The organism is Streptomyces sp. Root431, from assembly GCF_001426585.1.
Classification (GTDB): Bacteria; Actinomycetota; Actinomycetes; order Streptomycetales; family Streptomycetaceae; genus Streptomyces; species Streptomyces stackebrandtii.
Map to the genome: position 1 here is coordinate 110,673 of NZ_LMEI01000001.1, position 15,472 is coordinate 126,144.

Below are 15,472 nucleotides of genomic sequence, written 5' to 3' on the forward strand. Positions count from 1 at the left end.
ATGAACGCGGACTCAGAAGCCTGACGTCACGTACAGGCAGTTGGTGTAGCTGTAGCCCGGCTCGATCTTCGCCTTGCTGGACTTGGTGTCCCCTGCCGTGGACGTGCCGGTGGACACCCGCTTCTGGAGGAAGTGGTAGTCGCCGGCGGGGAGCAGCAGGGTCGCCTTCGGGTACTTCGAGGACGGCCCGGTGCAGGCCTTGATCTTCTTGCCCTGGGAGAGGATCGGGCCGGGGTACTTGGTGCAGGTGGTGCAGGTCTTGAGCGTGACCTTGCCGGTCATCGGACCGGTGTAGAGCAGCTCGACCTCACCCGGGCCGTCGTTGCTCACCACCATGATCATCCGGGAGCCGCCGGGGACCGTGGCCGGGGGCAGGCTCTTGCCGGCCGCCGGCTCCTCGTCGGCGATCTCGGCGGCGATGGCGATGGAGCGGGCGTGCGCGGCCTGCGTGCTGTCCGGGTACTCCTTGGCGTACTCGGTCATGGTCTTGGCCGCGTCGTCGTAGTCCTTGTCCTTGAACTGGTCGGTCCCGCAGGCGAAGTCGCCCCGCTGGACCGCCTCCTTGGCCTCGCGCGTGGCACCGTCGAGCGCGGCGTCCGACACGGCGAGGAGGGACCGCCGGAGCGTGCGGAGCTCGTTGGTGGTGTCGCAGGGGGTGGTGCCGCTGTCGAGCGCGGCCGTGCGGGTCTTGATCGCCGCCCGGACCGCCGGCTCGACGCGGGTGGTGTGAGAGGACTTCGGGAAGGTGTCGAAGAGCTCGTTGAGGCTCTCCTCGGCCGCCGGGGTGGCGGTGGACACGCCGAGCGCCGACGTCCCGCACTCGTAGAGGGAGTGGGCCAGCGGGTCGTCGGTCTTGGCGGGCCGGGCCCCCAGGAGGTCCTTGTCGAAGGTGCCCCCGAGCCCCCTGAGGTGCTTGAGCGGGGCGATCGCCTCGCAGTACGTCTTGTTCCTGTACGGGGCGGAGACCGACTCGTAGTACGCGTCGAGCCGCGCGGGGACCAGCTTCCCGGCCCGCGAGCCCGCCTTGTTCGTGCCGAGGTCCTCGTACGCGTCGAGCGCCTTGGCCAGGATCGGCTCGGCCTTGTCGAAGGCCAGGCCGTCGGCCGACTTCACCTGCGCGTCCGCCGCGGAGAGCCGTTCGAGCAGGGCCTGCTCCTTCGCCTCGTCGCGGGCGGCCCCGTAGGCGAGCGAACCGCCCGCGGGGACGGCGAGCAGCACGACGGCGAGCGGGAGCGCCAGGCGCCGGAAGGAGGCGCCGAGGCTGAGGGTCGCCCGCAGGCCGCGGCGGGCTCCGTCGGCGGCGACGAGGAGCAGGAAGACGCCGTAGCCGATGAGGAGGCCCGCGGGCACGCCGTCGACGTCGGCGGGGAGCGCCAGGACGAGCAGGGCCACGGTGGCGGCCCAGCAGAGCGCGGCGCCGATCCAGTTGCGCAGGACGACGTAACCGAGGCCCAGGCAGGAGAGGTTGAGCAGGCCTACGAGCGCGGCCTGCGCCGGGTTCGCGTCGCCGCGCGGCCCGGGGCCGGGCGGCGGGCCGTAACCCGGCGGTGCGGCGGGCGGCGGCGGCAGCGTCCCGGCGCCGGCCCAGCCGGGCGCGGTCGCGGGGCCGGGGCCGGGGCCGGTGCCGGGCTGGGAGCCGTATCCGTATCCCTGTCCCTGTCCGGGCGCGGCTCCAGGCGGCGGGCCGAAGCCGGGGGCCGGGGCTCCGGAGGCGCCGGGGGCGCTCGAAGCTCCCGGCGCGCTCGGACCACTCGGAGCACTCGGAGCGCTCGAAGCTCCCGGAGCAGGAGCCTCCCAGGGCGCCGGCCCCCCGAAGCCCCCACCCGTACCGCTGCCACTGTCGCTGCTACTGGCGCCGTTCTGGGCACCGGGCGTGCCCTGCGGCGGTCTGTTTAACGGTCCGTCCCCCGGAATGCGGTCGGACGGCTCAGGACGTGCGTCGTTCGGTTCTTCCCCCACCACGGTTCCCCTCGTGGGTCCATGCGCGGTGACACCCCACCGTCGCCTCTTTCCACCTACCCTTCACCGTCCACGCACACGCGTCCACGGTTCCGCGAAGCCGGTGACCAACCTGCGACCTACCCGCTACCGGCATTCCCCCCGCCCAGGGCCTAAAGTCGCGGGGTGCCGTACGACCACCGGAAGACCGCCCCCCGTACCCTCGCCCTCGCGCTGGCCGTCGCGGGCTCCTGCGCCGCTCTCGCCGGCTGCGGAGCCTCCCAGGCGTCCGAGGCCTCCCCGACGGCCGGGAAGGGCGGGACGCAGACGCCGCCGCCCGCCGTGTCCGCCGCCACACCGAGCGGGCCCTCTTCCTCCGCCGCCGCGGACGGACAGCAGACCAGAACTCCGCTCCCGGACTCCTCCGCGCCCCAGGAATCCCGCTCCCTCGCCGGCCGGACGGTCGTCGTCGACCCCGGCCACAACCCCGGGAACTTCCGGCACTCCCGGGAGATCAACGCGAAGGTGAACATCGGCACGGGCCGCAAGGAGTGCGACACGACCGGCACCTCCACGAACGGCACCGCCACGGAAGCGGCCTACACGGAGGCCGCCTTCACCCTGGACGTCTCCCACCGGCTGCGGGACCTCCTCACCGCGCGCGGCGCGAAGGTCGTCCTCACCCACGACGCGGACCGCCCCTGGGGCCCCTGCATCGACGAGCGGGCCGAGATCGGGAACAAGGCCGGCGCCGACGCCGTCGTCTCCGTCCACGCGGACGGTTCGGCCGTCGGCCACCGCGGCTTCCACGTGATCCTGCCCGCCCGGGTGAGCTCCGGCGCCGCGGACACGGCCCCGATCGTCGGGCCGTCCCGTGAACTCGGGGAGAACATCGCCGACCGCTTCGCGCGCGCGACGGGCACGTCCCCCTCCAACTACCTGGGCGCGGGCACAGGGTTGGACGTCCGCGACGATCTCGGCGGGCTGAATCTCTCAACCGTCCCCAAGGTCTTCGTGGAATGCGGCAATATGCGTGATCCGAAGGATGCCGAGCTGCTGACGTCGGCGGCCTGGCGGCAGAAGGCCGCCCGGGGCATCGCGGACGGCATCGCCACCTACCTCAACGGGTAGAACCCGCGAGCGATAGATTCGCTCCGTAATATGGGGCCGCCCCCGTGCCACGACCTTGAGCGCCACCCCGACGCGACGACGACGCGACGACGACCCGACGAAGGACTCTTACGTGAATATCCGCTCCCTCACCCGAGGCGATGGCGTGCTGATCGGTGCAGCGGTGGTGCTGTTCATCGCTTCTTTCCTGGACATCTCCGGCTGTGACGCCGCCCCGGCCATCTGCGACCAGGTGCCGACCACGAACTCCTGGGAGGCGTCGCCCCTCGGCTGGGGCGCCTTCTTCCTCGGCATCGCCGGCGCCGCGCTGGTGGTCGCCTCCCGCGCCCTGCCGCAGCAGCGCAAGGTGGCCGGTCTGGAGCTGGGCCAGGTCGGTGCCGCCTTCACCATCGCCTCCGCCTGGACCCTGCTCATGTGGATCTTCGAGGCGACCAACGCCGGTGCCGGCCTCATCCTCGGCCTGATCGCCTCGCTCGTGGTCGCCGGTGCCGCCGTCGCCGGTCCGCTGGTGCCCGCCCTCAAGGCCCCGCTCGTCGGTGCGCCCAAGCCGCAGACCCCGCAGCCGTACGGCATGCAGCCCGGTCAGCCGGGTCAGCCGGGCGTCCCCGGTGGCTACGGCTACCCGGGTGCGCAGCAGCAGTACGGTGCTCCGCAGGACCCGTCGCACGGTGCGGGCCAGCCGTTCGGTGCGCAGGGTGCCCCGCAGCCGCACGCCCCCCAGCCGCACGCTCCGCAGCAGCCGGAGCCGCAGGCCGCCGCCCCGGCCCCGCAGCCGCAGGCCGCGGCGCAGCCTTCCGCGGACTTCACGCCGTTCTGGTTCGCGGTCCCGGTCGCCCGCCAGCTGTACGCGGAGGACGGCTCGCAGGCCCCGATCGCCGAGCTGGCCCCGGGTACCTGGTACCTGGCGGTCGAGCAGCGCGGTCCGGCCCTGGTGGCCCAGACGCAGGACGGCCGCCGCGGCGTCCTCCAGGACACGACGGGCATCCAGCGCGGCTGATCCCGCGCAGCCCTTCGAAGGCTCTTCGACGGCCCCTCGTCCGGAATCACTTCCGGGCGGGGGGCCGTTGGCGTACAGTCCCGGGGAACTGAGCTGACGGATCGTCAGAAAGGTTGCCCGGCATGCGCCTCGGACTCGCCCTCGGCTACTGGGGCCGCGGCCCCTCCCCCGCCCATCTCGACCTCGCCCGTGAGGCCGAGCGGCTCGGGTACAACTCCGTGTGGACGGCGGAGGCCTGGGGCTCCGACGCCTTCACCGCGCTGACCTGGATCGCCGCGCACACCTCCCGCATCAAGCTCGGGACCGCCGTCGCGCAGATGGCGGCCCGGACCCCGACCGCCACCGCGATGCACGCGCTCACGCTCGACCACCTGTCGGGCGGGCGCGTGATGCTCGGACTCGGCCTGTCCGGGCCGCAGGTCGTCGAGGGCTGGTACGGCCGTCCCTTCCCCCGCTCCCCGCTGACCGCCACCCGCGAGTACGTGGACGTGATCCGCCAGGTGCTGCGCCGGGAGGGGCCCGTCGCGCTCGACGGGCGCTTCCACTCGCACCCGTACGCGGGCGAGGACGGCACCGGGCTCGGCAAGGCGCTCAAGCCGATCACGCACCCCCTCCGGGCCGGCCTCCCCGTCCTCCTCGGCGCCGAGGGCCCCAAGAACATCGCGCAGACCCTCGCCATCGCCGACGGCTGGCTGCCGCTCTACTGGTCCCCGGACCGCTGGGCCGAGGTGTACGCGCTGCCGGCGAAGCTCCCCGAGGGCTTCCTCGTCGCCCCGATGGTCCGCGCGCAGGTCTGCGAGGACGTGGCGGCCGGGCTGCTGCCCGTCAAGGCGATGCTCGGCTTCTACATCGGCGGCATGGGGCACGCCGCCCGGAACTTCCACGCCGACCTCATGGGGCGGATGGGATACGCGAAGGAGGCCGGCCGCATCCAGGAGCTGTTCGCGGCGGGGCGGCGCGAGGAGGCCGTGCTCGCCGTACCGGACGCCTTCGCCGACGAGATCTCGCTCGTCGGCCCCAGGAAGCGGATCGCAGAACGCCTCGACACATGGCGGCGGGGCCCGGTGACGGACCTGTTGGTCACCTCACCGGACCCCGTCACGCTCCGCACCCTCGCGGAGCTCAACGCGTCACGCTAACCGCCGAGTTGTGATGTGCTCGGCACCTTGTCGACGACCTCGGCGCCGGCGCTCTTGCCCGCGTCCTTGATGCTGTTGATGACGGACTCGAAGGCGCCGACGTCCGCGTCGCCCGCCTCGCCCTTGCGGAGCTTCGTCCCGAGCTCCTTGAGCGACTCGATCCCGGCGGTGAGCGGCACGACCGCCTTCGAGAGCAGCGGGTCGCCCTTGGCGTTGTTCACCGCCGCCTTGAGCCGGTTGTACGTGAACGCGCCCGCGAGCCCGGCCTTCACGAGGGCGAAGGTCCGCCCGTCCGCGCCCTTCGTGAACTTGCCCGCGCGGTACGGCTTCACGATCCACTGGTACGTGGCACCCGCGGCGAGCCCCGCGTTCGCCACGAACCGGGTCTTGGCCAGCTTCTGCTGCTCGAAGGTGCTCGTGCTCGTCGGCGTCGCCGCACCGCTCGCGCTCTGCTCGTCGTCGCCGTTGCAGGCGGCGGTGGTCATCAGCAGGACGCAGGACAGCAGCAGTGCCACGACACCGCGCGAAGGACTTCTGGGCACGACGGAACCTCCCTGGGGGCTTGTGGCGCCAGCCTCACCCCGGCCCGGGGCATGCGCCACCGGGGCGGCTCCGAACGGGGGCACGCCCCGCACGGACGCCCGCCGGCGACGTCCCGCTCAGCAGCAGTCGGGCTCCAGGCCCGTCGGGAGGCGTTCGCCGCCGAAGACGGCCACGGTGGCCTCCTCGCCGCCGAGGGCCGCCACCGCGAGCAGCAGCGAGCCGGCCGTCCAGCTGGTCTGCTCCTCGGGCCACATGGCCTTGTCGCTCTCCTTCTCGCCCTCGAAGACGTACCCCGTCCAGTACATGCCGTTCTTCGCGCGCAGGTGCTGGATGTCCTGGAGGATCGTGAGGGCCCGGTCGGACTCCCCCATCGCCCAGAGGGCGAGGGCGAGTTCGCAGCTTTCGCCGCCGGTGACCCACGGGTTGGGGATCACGCACCGCACTCCGAGGCCGGGCACGACGAATGCGTCCCAGTCGGCCTCGATGCGGGCCAGCGCGTCCGGTCCGGTGACCGCGCCGCCGAGGACGGGGTAGTACCAGTCCATCGAGTAGCGGGACTTGTCGAGGAAGCGCTCGGGGTGCCGGCGGATCGCGTGGCCGAGCGCACCGGCCGCCAGCTCCCAGTCCGGCTGCGGCTCCTCGCGGGCCTCGGCGATGGCGAGGGCGCAGCGCAGCGCCTGGTGGATCGACGAACTGCCGGTGAGCAGCGCGTCGTTCACCGGCGTGCCGTCGGCCTCGCGCTTCCAGCCGATCTGGCCGCCGGGCTGCTGGAGCCCGAGGACGAACTCGACGGCCGCGTAGACGACGGGCCACATCCGGTCGAGGAAGGCGTCGTCGCCGGTGGAGAGGTAGTGGTGCCAGACGCCGACGGCGATGTACGCGACGAAGTTGGACTCCCGGCTCCGGTCGGTGACCTGGTCGGGCTCGCCGTCGTGGTACGCCGCGAACCAGGAGCCGTCGTTGTTCTGGTGGCGGGCGAGCCACGCGTAGGCGCGGTCGGCGGCGGCGTGCTCGCCGGCCGCGTCCAGGGCCATGGCCGCCTCGGTGTGGTCCCACGGGTCGAGGTGGTGGCCCCGGAACCACGGTATGGCCCCGTCCTCGCGCTGCACGGCGAGTATCCCGGTGACGGTCTCGGCGGCCTGCTCGGCGGTGAGCACCCCGGGCAGGACGAGGTGCTCCGCGATCCGCTCGGGAGAGGTCACTTGGCCGCGTCCGCGGCGTCGGCCTTGGGCAGGTGCGGCTTGGTCGCGTACGCCACGAAGCTCTTGCCGACGACCGGGTTGAGCAGCTGCTCGGTGACCCGGGTCAGGGCGGGCTTCTTCATGATGTCCCAGACCAGGAGCTTGTGGTACGCGCGGACCGGCAGGGCCTTGTCGTTGTCGACGCCGAAGGCGCACTTCAGCCACCAGTACGGCGCGTGCAGGGCGTGCGCGTGGTGGGTGCCGTACGGCTTGAGGCCGGCCTGCCGGATCTTGCCGAGGAGCTCGTCGGCCTTGTAGATGCGGATGTGGCCGCCCTCGACCTCGTGGTACGCGTCGGAGAGCGCCCAGCAGATCTTCTCGGGGCCGTAGCGGGGCACGGTGATCGCGATCCGGCCGCCCGGCTTGAGGACGCGGACCATCTCGGCGAGCACGCCCTTGTCGTCCGGGATGTGCTCCATGACCTCGGAGATGATGACGACGTCGAAGGACTCGTCGGGGAAGGGGAGGTTGAGGGCGTCGCCCTCCATCGCGGTGGCGGTCGCCCCGGCGGGCGCCTCCCCGGCCTCCTTCATCGCCGCGAACCACTTGGCGACCTCGCGGATCTCGTCGCCGTTCTGGTCGAGGGCCACGACCTGGGCGCCGCGCCGGTAGCACTCGAAGGCGTGCCGGCCCGCACCGCAGCCCAGATCGAGCACGCGGTCGCCGGGGGCGAGCGGGAAGCGGGTGAAGTCGACGGTCAGCACGAGGGCCTGCCTTCGCGGTCGGGACGGGGGTGGTGCGGGTGCGGGTGTGGCTGGAGGGGGCGGTGCGGGCGGGCCCGCGTGAGCGGGGTCGTCACCGGGCGATGCCCTGGCGGGCGCCTCGGCCGGCTGCCTGCCCGGCTCCCTGGCGGGCGACGGCCTCGCGGTAGAGCTCGGCGGTGCCCTGGGCCGCGCGGGCCCAGGTGAAGCGCTCCAGGACCCGGGCCCGGCCCGCGGCACCGAGACGGGCCCGCAGCTCCGCGTCGCCGAGGACCCGGCCGAGCGCGGCGGCCAGCGCCCCCGCGTCGCCCGGCGGCACCGCGAGGCAGGTCTCGCCGTCGGCTCCCGCGACCTCGGGGATCGCGCCGCCGGTGGTGGCGACGAGCGGCGTCCCGGTGGCCATGGCCTCGGCGGCGGGCAGCGAGAAGCCCTCGTACAGCGAGGGCACGCAGGAGACCTGGGCGGAGCGCACGAGGTCGACGAGTTCCGCGTCGGTGATGCCCTTGACGAACTCGACGGCTCCCCCGAGCCCGTACCGCTCGATGGCCTGCGCGACGGGGCCGTCCTCGGCGCGCTTGCCGACGACGACGAGGTGGGCGTCGGGGTTCTCGGTGCGGAGCTTGGCGAGCGCCTCGATGAGGTGGACGAGGCCCTTGAGGGGGACGTCGGCGCTGGACGTGGTGACGATCCGGCCGGGGACCTCGGCGACGGCCGGGTCCGGGGACCAGAGCGTGGTGTCGGCGCCGATGTGGACGACCCGGATGCGGTCCTCGCGTACGCCGAGGTGCTCGACGATCTCCTGGCGCGAGGTGCCGGAGACGGTGAGGACGGACGGCATCCGGCGGGCGACGCGCTTCTGCATGCGGGTGAAGGCGTACCAGCGGCGGACGGAGGCGCGGCGCTTCCAGTCGGCGGCGGCGTCGAGTTCGAGCTGCCGGTCGACGGTGATGGGGTGGTGGATCGTGGTGACGAGCGGCGCGCCCAGGGCCCTGGGGCCGCCGAGGAGGCCGTAGCCGAGGGTCTGGTTGTCGTGGACGACGTCGAAGTCGCCGCGTCGGGCGGCGAGCATGCGCCGGGCCCGCAGGGAGAAGGTGAGCGGCTCGGGGAAGCCGCCGGTCCACATGGTGGCGACCTCGAGGCCGTCGATCCAGTCCCGGTACTCGTCGCGCTTCGGCGTCCGGAAGGGGTCCGGCGAGCGGTAGAGGTCGAGGCTGGCGATCTCGGTGAGCGGCACGCCGTCGTCGAGCGTGGGGTACGGCTGGGAGCCGATGACCTCGACGTGGTGACCGAGGCGGGCGAGCTCACGGGAGAGGTGGCGGACGTAGACGCCCTGGCCGCCGCAGAACGGGTTCCCCTTGTACGTGAGGAGAGCGATCCGCAAGGGCCCGGCACCGTCCGCGGTGACGCCCTGTCGGGGGCTTGCCGGGCTTGCCTCTATGGCTTCCGCGGTCATGCGCGACCCCCTTCGAGCGTGTTTCGCCGGAGCGTAACCGCTCGCGCTAATCTAGAACAAGTTACAGACTTGATCGTTCTCGATCTTCTTGCATGATCTTCTTGAGCGTTCAAGGAGGACAGAATCTACCGGCAGGTAGCCCCGTGGTGAGAGCCGGAACAGGTGATTCGCGCCACGACGGCCGGACCGCGATACTGTCGCTCCCCACCTCCGCTCCCACCGCACGGAACGGGACCTCATGACCGCAGACAACAGAGCGGACCTCAGCCCCTCGGCACCGGCCCTCACGGAGCGCCAGGAGGCGCGGCGCCGCCGCATCCTGGACGCCAGCGCCCAGCTCGCGGCGCGGGGCGGCTTCGACGCCGTACAGATGCGTGAGGTCGCCGAGGCGGCCGGGGTGGCCCTCGGCACGCTGTACCGCTACTTCCCGTCCAAGATCCACCTGCTGGTCGCGACGATGCAGGACCAGCTCCAGCACATGCACACCACCCTGCGGAAGCGGCCGCCGGCGGGCGCGGACCCGGCGGAGCGGGTCTCCGAGACCCTCATGCGGGCCTTCCGGGCGCTCCAGCGGGAACCCCAGCTCGCCGACGCGATGGTGCGGGCTCTGACCTTCGCGGACCGCGGGGTGAGCCCGGAGGTCGACACGGTCTCGCGGCTGACGACCGCGATCATCCTGGACGCGATGGGGGCGGAGCACCCGAGCCCGGAGCAGCTGTCGGCGGTGCGGGTGATCGAGCACACCTGGCACTCCGCGCTGATCACCTGGCTGTCCGGGCGCGCCTCGATCGCGCAGGTGAAGATCGACATCGAGACGGTCTGCCGGCTGATCGACCTGACGGCACCGGCGACGGGCCCGGCGGCGCGCTGAGCGCTCGCGTCCCGCCGGAACGAGAAGTCCCGCCCACGCCCCGGCGGTTCGCTCTCCGGGGCACGGGCGGGGCCAGGTCAGGACTTGGCCTTGGCGTTCTCCTCGGCGATGGCCGCCGCGCACGTCGGGCCGCCGTCGACGGCGACGAACATGACCAGCTTCAGCGGGCCCTGGGAGTGGTTGCTGGCCTGGAGCTGCCAGCTGCCGTTCTTCAGGGACTTGATGACCGAGCCGCCCTGCCCGGAGCTCCGCTCCTCCGCCCAGCCGCCCTTCACCAGGGTCGCCACGGTGTCCGTGTAGGACTTCGCCGGGTCGGCCGCCTTCTCGGCGTCGGCCGTCCAGCTGACCATGCAGTCCTTGACCTCGGCCGGCACCTGCTCGCCCGAGGGGTCCTGCGTGAAGCCGGCCCCCGTCGCCGCGTCGGTCAGCTGCTTGGTGACAGCGGCCCCGTCGAGCCGGTCGCCGCCCCCGCCGCCCGAACCGCCCGTCGCGGCCGAACCCGCCGACGAGGAACCGCCCTTGTCCGTACCGCCCTCGCCGCCGCAACCCGCGACCAGCAGCACCACACCGGCGGCCGCGGCCACCCACTTCGCCTTGCGCACAGCACTCCCAAAAACGTGCGCACGAAGGCCCCTTGCCCCCGTGACCAGGCGCATAGTTTTGCACAAGGGAATGACAACGCGCCGACTTCCAGGCGCTGATCGACAGCGGAACGACTACCGTCCGGCTGGATGCACCGAGGCCCCGGCACCCGCGTCGCCGCCCCCGGACCCGGTGCCGAGCGGCGTCACCGCCGCCGCGCCCGCCCCGGCGGCGGCCGGCGCCCACCGTGTCCCCCGCATGTCGCGTCCCCCACTCCCTCGGCCGCCGCGCCGAGGGAGTGGGGGCCGGGGCCGGGGCCGGTCACTCCTCCGGCGGGAACACCGGTTCCCCGCCGTCCGCGAGGGCGATCAGGATGGCCTCCACCGGGCAGCCCTCGGCCGCCGCGAGCACCGTCTCGCCCGCGTCGACCTCCGGTTCCACCGGGTGGGACTGGCGGGCCGTGTCGAGGCGGAAGGAGGCCGGGGCGTGGTTGACGCACATGCCGGAGCCGATGCAGACGCTCCGGTCGACCTCGACGTGCCAGCGGTCCCCCATCACTCCCCCGCCGGGGACTCGTAGCCGCCGGGCAGGTGGATCATCTTGTGCTCCAGGTACTCGCCGAAGCCCTCGGGGCCGAACTCCCGCCCCAGACCGGAGTTCTTGTAGCCGCCGAAGGGCCCGAGCATGTCCAGGCTGAACGTGTTGACGTTGAACGTGCCCGTGCGCACGCCCCGGGCGAAGCCGATGCCGTGCTCCACGTCCCCGGTCCAGACGCTGCCGCTGAGGCCGAAGTCGGAGTCGTTCGCGATCCGGAGGGCCTCGGCCTCGTCCCCGTACGGCAGGAGGCAGATGACCGGGCCGAAGATCTCCTCGCGGGCGATCCGCATCGAGTTGTCGACGCCGCCGAAGAGCGTGGGCTCGACGTACCAGCCGCGGTCGAGGGAGGCCGGACGGCCGCCGCCCGCGAGGATCTTGGCGCCCTCGGCCTGGCCGATGCCGATGTAGTCGAGGGAGCGCTGCTGCTGGCGCCGGGCGACGAGCGGGCCGACCTGGGTGGCCGGGTCGAGCGGGTCGCCGACGACGAGGGCGCCGGCCGCCGCGGCGAAGGCCTCGGCGAACTCCTCGTAGCGGGAGCGCGGCGCGAGGATCCGGGTCTGGGCCACGCACGCCTGACCGTTGTTCATCCAGGCGGCAGGGACGATCCCGGCGACGGCGGTGTCCAGGTCCGCGTCGGGCAGGATCACGGCGGCCGACTTCCCGCCGAGTTCGAGCGTGACGCGGGTGAGGTTGCGGGAGGCGACCTCCATCACGCGCTTGCCGGCCGCGACCGAGCCGGTGAAGGAGACCTTGTCGACGCCGGGGTGGCCGACGAGGTACTCGCTGACCTCGCGGTCGGCGGGCAGGATGCTGAGCACGCCCTCGGGCAGCCCGGCCTCGGTGGCGATCTCGGCCAGGATGTACGAGTCGAGGGGCGACTCCGGCGAGGGCTTGAGGACCACCGAACAGCCGGCGAGCAGCGCGGGCCCCAGCTTGGCGGCGGCGGTGAACTGCGGCACGTTCCAAGGGATGACGGCCGCGACCACGCCCACCGGCTCGCGCCGGACGAGCAGCGGGCCGAGGACGCCGCCGCGCCGCTCCTCGAAGGCGAAGTCCCGCGCGACGGTGATCGCCGCGTCCCAGACCATCATCGCGCCGAGCGCCTGGGCGAGGACGGACCAGGAGTACGGGGAGCCGTTCTGCGAGCTGATGGAGCGGGCGATCTCCTCGTACCGGACGGCGATCGCGTCCTTGATGCGGGTGACGACCGCGATCCGCTCCTCCACGGTCATCCGCGGCCAGGGCCCCTCGTCGAAGGCCCGGCGGGCGGCGGCGACGGCCAGGTCGACATCTTCCGCGGAGGCGTGCGGGACGCGCCCGATGACCTCCTCGGTGTGCGGCGAGATCACCTCGATGACCGCATCGCCCATGGGGCCTCCCCCGCTCGAGCGAAGTCGAGAGCTTGGGGAAGGGTCGGTCCACTCCCCGCCGATGAACAGCTTTCCGTGCTCCACAAGCTCGGTCATGACCGCGGCCTCCCGAGGAGATGAAATTCTCTGACGATGCCTCAGAACTGATACCAGTTCTAGTTATGATGGGCAACGGAACGGGCACCGGAACGGCCAACCGAACCGGCGACGGTCGAGCCAAGCTCCGCAAGGTCTTGGAGAGATGAGGGCACATGACCCAGGTGACCGAGCACGGCGGAGGCGTCTGGTCGCTGCGGGTGCCCATCCCGGACAATCCGCTCGGCCACACCCTCGTCCACGTCCTCGACACCGACCGCGGGCCCGTCCTCGTCGACACCGGCTGGGACGACCCGGACTCCTGGCACGAACTCACCGGCGGACTCGACGCGTTGGGTCTCTCCGTCCAGGAGATCCACGGGGTCGTCATCACCCACCACCACCCCGACCACCACGGCCTCTCCGGCCGGGTCCGCGAGGAGTCCGGGGCCTGGATCGCGATGCACGCCGCCGACACCGCCGTCGTCCGCCGCACCCGCGAGGCCGAACCCGGCACCTGGCTCGACTACATGGTCCACAAGCTGACCGCCGTCGGCGCCCCCGAGGACCACGTCGCGCCGCTGCGGGCCGCCCGGGCCGCCGGCCACCTGCGGACCCTGCCGGGGCTGCGCTCCGCCGTCCCCGACCGCGAGATCGTCCCCGGCGAGCTCCTCGACCTCGCCGGCCGGCGGCTGCGCGCCATCTGGACGCCCGGCCACACCCCGGGCCACGTCTGCCTCCACCTGGAGGAGGAGCACCCCGCCGGGCTGCCGGGCCACGGCCGGCTCTTCTCCGGCGACCACCTGCTGCCCGGGATCTCCCCGCACATCGGTCTGTACGAGCACCCGGGCGACGCCCACGAGACCGACCCCCTCGGCGACTACCTCGACTCCCTCGAACGCATCGGCCGCCTCGGCGTCGCCGAGGTCCTCCCCGCCCACCAGTACGCGTTCGCCGACGCCGCAGGCCGGGTCGACGAGCTCCTCACCCACCACGAGGAACGGCTCACCGGACTTCTCGGCCTGCTCACCACCCCGCTCACGCCGTGGCAGCTCGCCGAGCGCATGGAGTGGAACCGCCCGTGGGCGGAGATCCCGCACGGCTCCCGGAACATCGCGGTCAGCGAGGCCGAGGCCCACGTCCGCCGGCTGGTGAAGCTGGGCCGCGCGGAGGCGGTGGGGAACACGGACCCCGTCACGTACGTCGCGGTGTGAGGCGCGGGGGCCCGGCGGCGCGCGGCGGTGCGAGGCGCCCGGCGTCCCAGGACCGAGGTGGTGAGGCCCGCCCCCCGGGGGCGAGGGTGTGAGGCGCCTCCCACCCCCCGGGTGGCGGGCGTACGGGCCGGTAGAGTGAGCGGGTCGTCATCATGCCCGTAACGGGGGAAAGCCGGTGCGAATCCGGCACTGACCCGCAACCGTGAGCCGCCCCGCCAAGGGCGGCGAGTCGGAATGCCCCGTCCGGGACGTGACCGCCGGCACCGTCGAGGAATACGGAGCCGGAGCCTGGTGCCCCTGAGGCGTGCCGGTGCCCGGCCGCAGGAGAGGGCCCCATGAACACCGTCCGCCGCGCCGCCGCCGCGCTCGCCGCCGCCGCCGTCGTACTCGGCACCGGAGCGGCCCTTCCGGCCGCCGCCGACACACCCTCCCCGTCCACCTCCGGCGGCATGTCCACCGGCGGCCTGTACGGCACGGGCGACCCGACGTACGACGGCGTGTGGCGCCAGTCGCTCGCCTTCCTCGCCCAGCGCGGCACCGGCTTCCAGCCCGCCGACCGGTCCGTGGACTGGCTCCTCGGCCAGCAGTGCGCCGACGGCTCCTTCAGCTCCTACCGCGCGGACGCGACGAAGCCCTGCGACGCGAAGACGATGCGGGACACCAACGCCACCGCCCTCGCCGTCCAGGCGCTCGGCGCCGTCCGCCGCCAGGCCGCCGACCCCGAGAAGGTCGACAAGGCCGTCAAGGCCGGCCACGGCTGGCTGCGGTCCGTGCAGAACAAGGACGGCGGCTGGGGCTACGTCCCCGGCGGCGGCCCCAGCGACGCCAACTCCACCTCGGTCATCATCGGCGCCCTCGCCGCGACCGGCGTCCGGCCCGGCTCCTTCACCTCCGCCGAGGGCCGCACCCCCTACGACGCGCTCCTCACCTTCGCCGTGCCCTGCTCCGACAAGGCCGGCGCCGGCGCCTTCGCGTACCAGCCCGACAAGACCGGCAAGCTCCTCGCCAACGCGGACGCCACCGCCGCGGCCACCCTCGCCGGGCTCGGCAAGAGCGTCGTCTCCACCAAGGCCTCCCCCGAGCAGGCCCCGACCTGCCAGGACCTGACGAAGCCGACCGTCGAGCGGGCCGCGCTCAACGGCGCTTCCTACCTGACGAAGGCCCTCGCGAAGACCGGCCACCTCACCGCCCCGCCGATGCCCGGCTCCACCGACACGACGGAGAAGCCCGACATCGGCAACACCGCCGACGCGGTCGTCGCGCTCGCCGCGGCCGGTGCCGCCCAGCAGGCGCAGCCGGCGCTGGAGTGGCTGGAGAAGAACTCCGCCACCTGGGCGAAGCAGAGCGGCCCCGCCGCCTACGCGCAGCTGATCCTGGCCGCCCGCGCGACGGAGACCGACCCCCGCGAGTTCGGCACGGCCGACCTGGTCGAGCAGCTCAACGCCCTGGGCCCGGCCCCCAAGAGCCCCGACACCTCCGCCGCGGCCACCAGCGACGACGAGGAGTCCGGCTTCGACGTCTGGTGGATCATCGGCATCGGCATGGTCGTCGGCGTCGGCATCGGCTTCCTCGTGAGCGGCCGCAAGAAGTGAGGTCGCTCCTCGCCGGACGCACGGCCCG

The 15,472-nt window shown here is 73.2% G+C and carries 14 protein-coding genes and 1 riboswitch; of the genes, 6 read left to right on the forward strand and 8 right to left on the reverse strand.

Going from position 1 to position 15,472, the window contains the following annotated elements:
- Window positions 1–12 precede the first annotated feature (12 nt).
- Complete coding sequence (locus ASC82_RS00465) at window positions 13–1,959, reverse strand: hypothetical protein (RefSeq protein WP_242427500.1); 1,947 nt, start codon at window positions 1,957–1,959, stop codon at window positions 13–15.
- 165 nt (window positions 1,960–2,124) lie between these two features.
- Between ASC82_RS00465 and ASC82_RS00470 the strand changes: the two genes are divergently transcribed.
- The 3 genes from ASC82_RS00470 to ASC82_RS00480 all read left to right on the forward strand — a co-directional run bounded on the left by ASC82_RS00470 (window position 2,125) and on the right by ASC82_RS00480 (window position 5,205).
- Complete coding sequence (locus tag ASC82_RS00470) at window positions 2,125–3,069, forward strand: N-acetylmuramoyl-L-alanine amidase (RefSeq protein WP_056639785.1); 945 nt, start codon at window positions 2,125–2,127, stop codon at window positions 3,067–3,069.
- 112 nt (window positions 3,070–3,181) lie between these two features.
- Complete coding sequence (locus ASC82_RS00475) at window positions 3,182–4,066, forward strand: DUF5336 domain-containing protein (protein WP_056639789.1); 885 nt, start codon at window positions 3,182–3,184, stop codon at window positions 4,064–4,066.
- Between the two features lie 122 nt (window positions 4,067–4,188).
- Window positions 4,189–5,205 (forward strand): LLM class F420-dependent oxidoreductase, encoded by a 1,017-nt coding sequence (locus tag ASC82_RS00480; RefSeq protein ID WP_056639793.1) that lies wholly within the window; start codon window positions 4,189–4,191, stop codon window positions 5,203–5,205.
- On the opposite strand, the gene ASC82_RS00485 is transcribed toward ASC82_RS00480, so the two are convergent.
- The 4 genes from ASC82_RS00485 to ASC82_RS00500 all read right to left on the reverse strand — a co-directional run bounded on the left by ASC82_RS00485 (window position 5,202) and on the right by ASC82_RS00500 (window position 9,143).
- Window positions 5,202–5,690, reverse strand: a complete 489-nt coding sequence (locus ASC82_RS00485) for a hypothetical protein (RefSeq protein WP_242427533.1) — start codon at window positions 5,688–5,690, stop codon at window positions 5,202–5,204. The two genes, ASC82_RS00480 and ASC82_RS00485, sit on opposite strands and share 4 nt — an antisense overlap.
- Before the next feature lie 174 nt (window positions 5,691–5,864).
- A complete protein-coding gene (locus tag ASC82_RS00490; protein ID WP_056639799.1) occupies window positions 5,865–6,950 on the reverse strand; it encodes a prenyltransferase in 1,086 nt (361 codons plus the stop codon).
- Window positions 6,947–7,693 carry a class I SAM-dependent methyltransferase gene (locus ASC82_RS00495; protein ID WP_056639801.1) on the reverse strand — a complete coding sequence of 249 codons (747 nt, stop codon included), beginning with the start codon at window positions 7,691–7,693 and terminating at the stop codon, window positions 6,947–6,949. The genes ASC82_RS00490 and ASC82_RS00495 overlap by 4 nt, the downstream gene beginning before the upstream one ends.
- Before the next feature lie 91 nt (window positions 7,694–7,784).
- Window positions 7,785–9,143, reverse strand: coding sequence for a glycosyltransferase family 4 protein (locus tag ASC82_RS00500; RefSeq protein WP_056639804.1), 1,359 nt, complete (start codon window positions 9,141–9,143; stop codon window positions 7,785–7,787).
- 238 nt (window positions 9,144–9,381) lie between these two features.
- Between ASC82_RS00500 and ASC82_RS00505 the strand changes: the two genes are divergently transcribed.
- Window positions 9,382–10,014, forward strand: coding sequence for a TetR family transcriptional regulator (locus tag ASC82_RS00505; protein ID WP_056639807.1), 633 nt, complete (start codon window positions 9,382–9,384; stop codon window positions 10,012–10,014).
- A gap of 77 nt (window positions 10,015–10,091) precedes the next feature.
- On the opposite strand, the gene ASC82_RS00510 is transcribed toward ASC82_RS00505, so the two are convergent.
- The 3 genes from ASC82_RS00510 to ASC82_RS00520 all read right to left on the reverse strand — a co-directional run bounded on the left by ASC82_RS00510 (window position 10,092) and on the right by ASC82_RS00520 (window position 12,659).
- A complete protein-coding gene (locus ASC82_RS00510) occupies window positions 10,092–10,616 on the reverse strand; it encodes a hypothetical protein (protein ID WP_056639810.1) in 525 nt (174 codons plus the stop codon).
- A 301-nt stretch (window positions 10,617–10,917) separates the two neighbouring features.
- Window positions 10,918–11,151: a ferredoxin gene (locus ASC82_RS00515; RefSeq protein WP_056639813.1), complete on the reverse strand. Its 234-nt coding sequence runs from the start codon at window positions 11,149–11,151 to the stop codon at window positions 10,918–10,920.
- Window positions 11,151–12,659, reverse strand: coding sequence for an aldehyde dehydrogenase (locus ASC82_RS00520; RefSeq protein WP_056639816.1), 1,509 nt, complete (start codon window positions 12,657–12,659; stop codon window positions 11,151–11,153). Before ASC82_RS00520 ends, ASC82_RS00515 begins: the two co-directional genes overlap by 1 nt.
- A gap of 155 nt (window positions 12,660–12,814) precedes the next feature.
- On the opposite strand from ASC82_RS00520, the gene ASC82_RS00525 reads away from it, so the two are divergent.
- On the forward strand, window positions 12,815–13,852 hold the full coding sequence (locus tag ASC82_RS00525; RefSeq protein WP_056639819.1) for an MBL fold metallo-hydrolase: 1,038 nt from the start codon (window positions 12,815–12,817) through the stop codon (window positions 13,850–13,852).
- Between the two features lie 165 nt (window positions 13,853–14,017).
- Window positions 14,018–14,092, forward strand: a riboswitch (cobalamin riboswitch).
- A 95-nt stretch (window positions 14,093–14,187) separates the two neighbouring features.
- On the forward strand, window positions 14,188–15,444 hold the full coding sequence (locus tag ASC82_RS00530) for a prenyltransferase/squalene oxidase repeat-containing protein (RefSeq protein ID WP_056639823.1): 1,257 nt from the start codon (window positions 14,188–14,190) through the stop codon (window positions 15,442–15,444).
- Window positions 15,445–15,472: the final 28 nt, after the last annotated feature.

What these genes read in the sequence shown, in the direction of transcription:
- ASC82_RS00505 (WP_056639807.1), top strand. Translation starts at nt 9,382, where the DNA reads ATGACCGCAGACAACAGAGCGGACCTCAGCCCCTCGGCACCGGCCCTC.
- ASC82_RS00480 (WP_056639793.1), top strand. Translation starts at nt 4,189, where the DNA reads ATGCGCCTCGGACTCGCCCTCGGCTACTGGGGCCGCGGCCCCTCCCCC.
- ASC82_RS00520 (WP_056639816.1), bottom strand. Translation starts at nt 12,659, where the DNA reads ATGACCGAGCTTGTGGAGCACGGAAAGCTGTTCATCGGCGGGGAGTGG.
- ASC82_RS00500 (WP_056639804.1), bottom strand. Translation starts at nt 9,143, where the DNA reads ATGACCGCGGAAGCCATAGAGGCAAGCCCGGCAAGCCCCCGACAGGGC.
- ASC82_RS00485 (WP_242427533.1), bottom strand. Translation starts at nt 5,690, where the DNA reads ATGACCACCGCCGCCTGCAACGGCGACGACGAGCAGAGCGCGAGCGGT.
- ASC82_RS00525 (WP_056639819.1), top strand. Translation starts at nt 12,815, where the DNA reads ATGACCCAGGTGACCGAGCACGGCGGAGGCGTCTGGTCGCTGCGGGTG.
- ASC82_RS00515 (WP_056639813.1), bottom strand. Translation starts at nt 11,151, where the DNA reads ATGGGGGACCGCTGGCACGTCGAGGTCGACCGGAGCGTCTGCATCGGC.
- ASC82_RS00530 (WP_056639823.1), top strand. Translation starts at nt 14,188, where the DNA reads ATGAACACCGTCCGCCGCGCCGCCGCCGCGCTCGCCGCCGCCGCCGTC.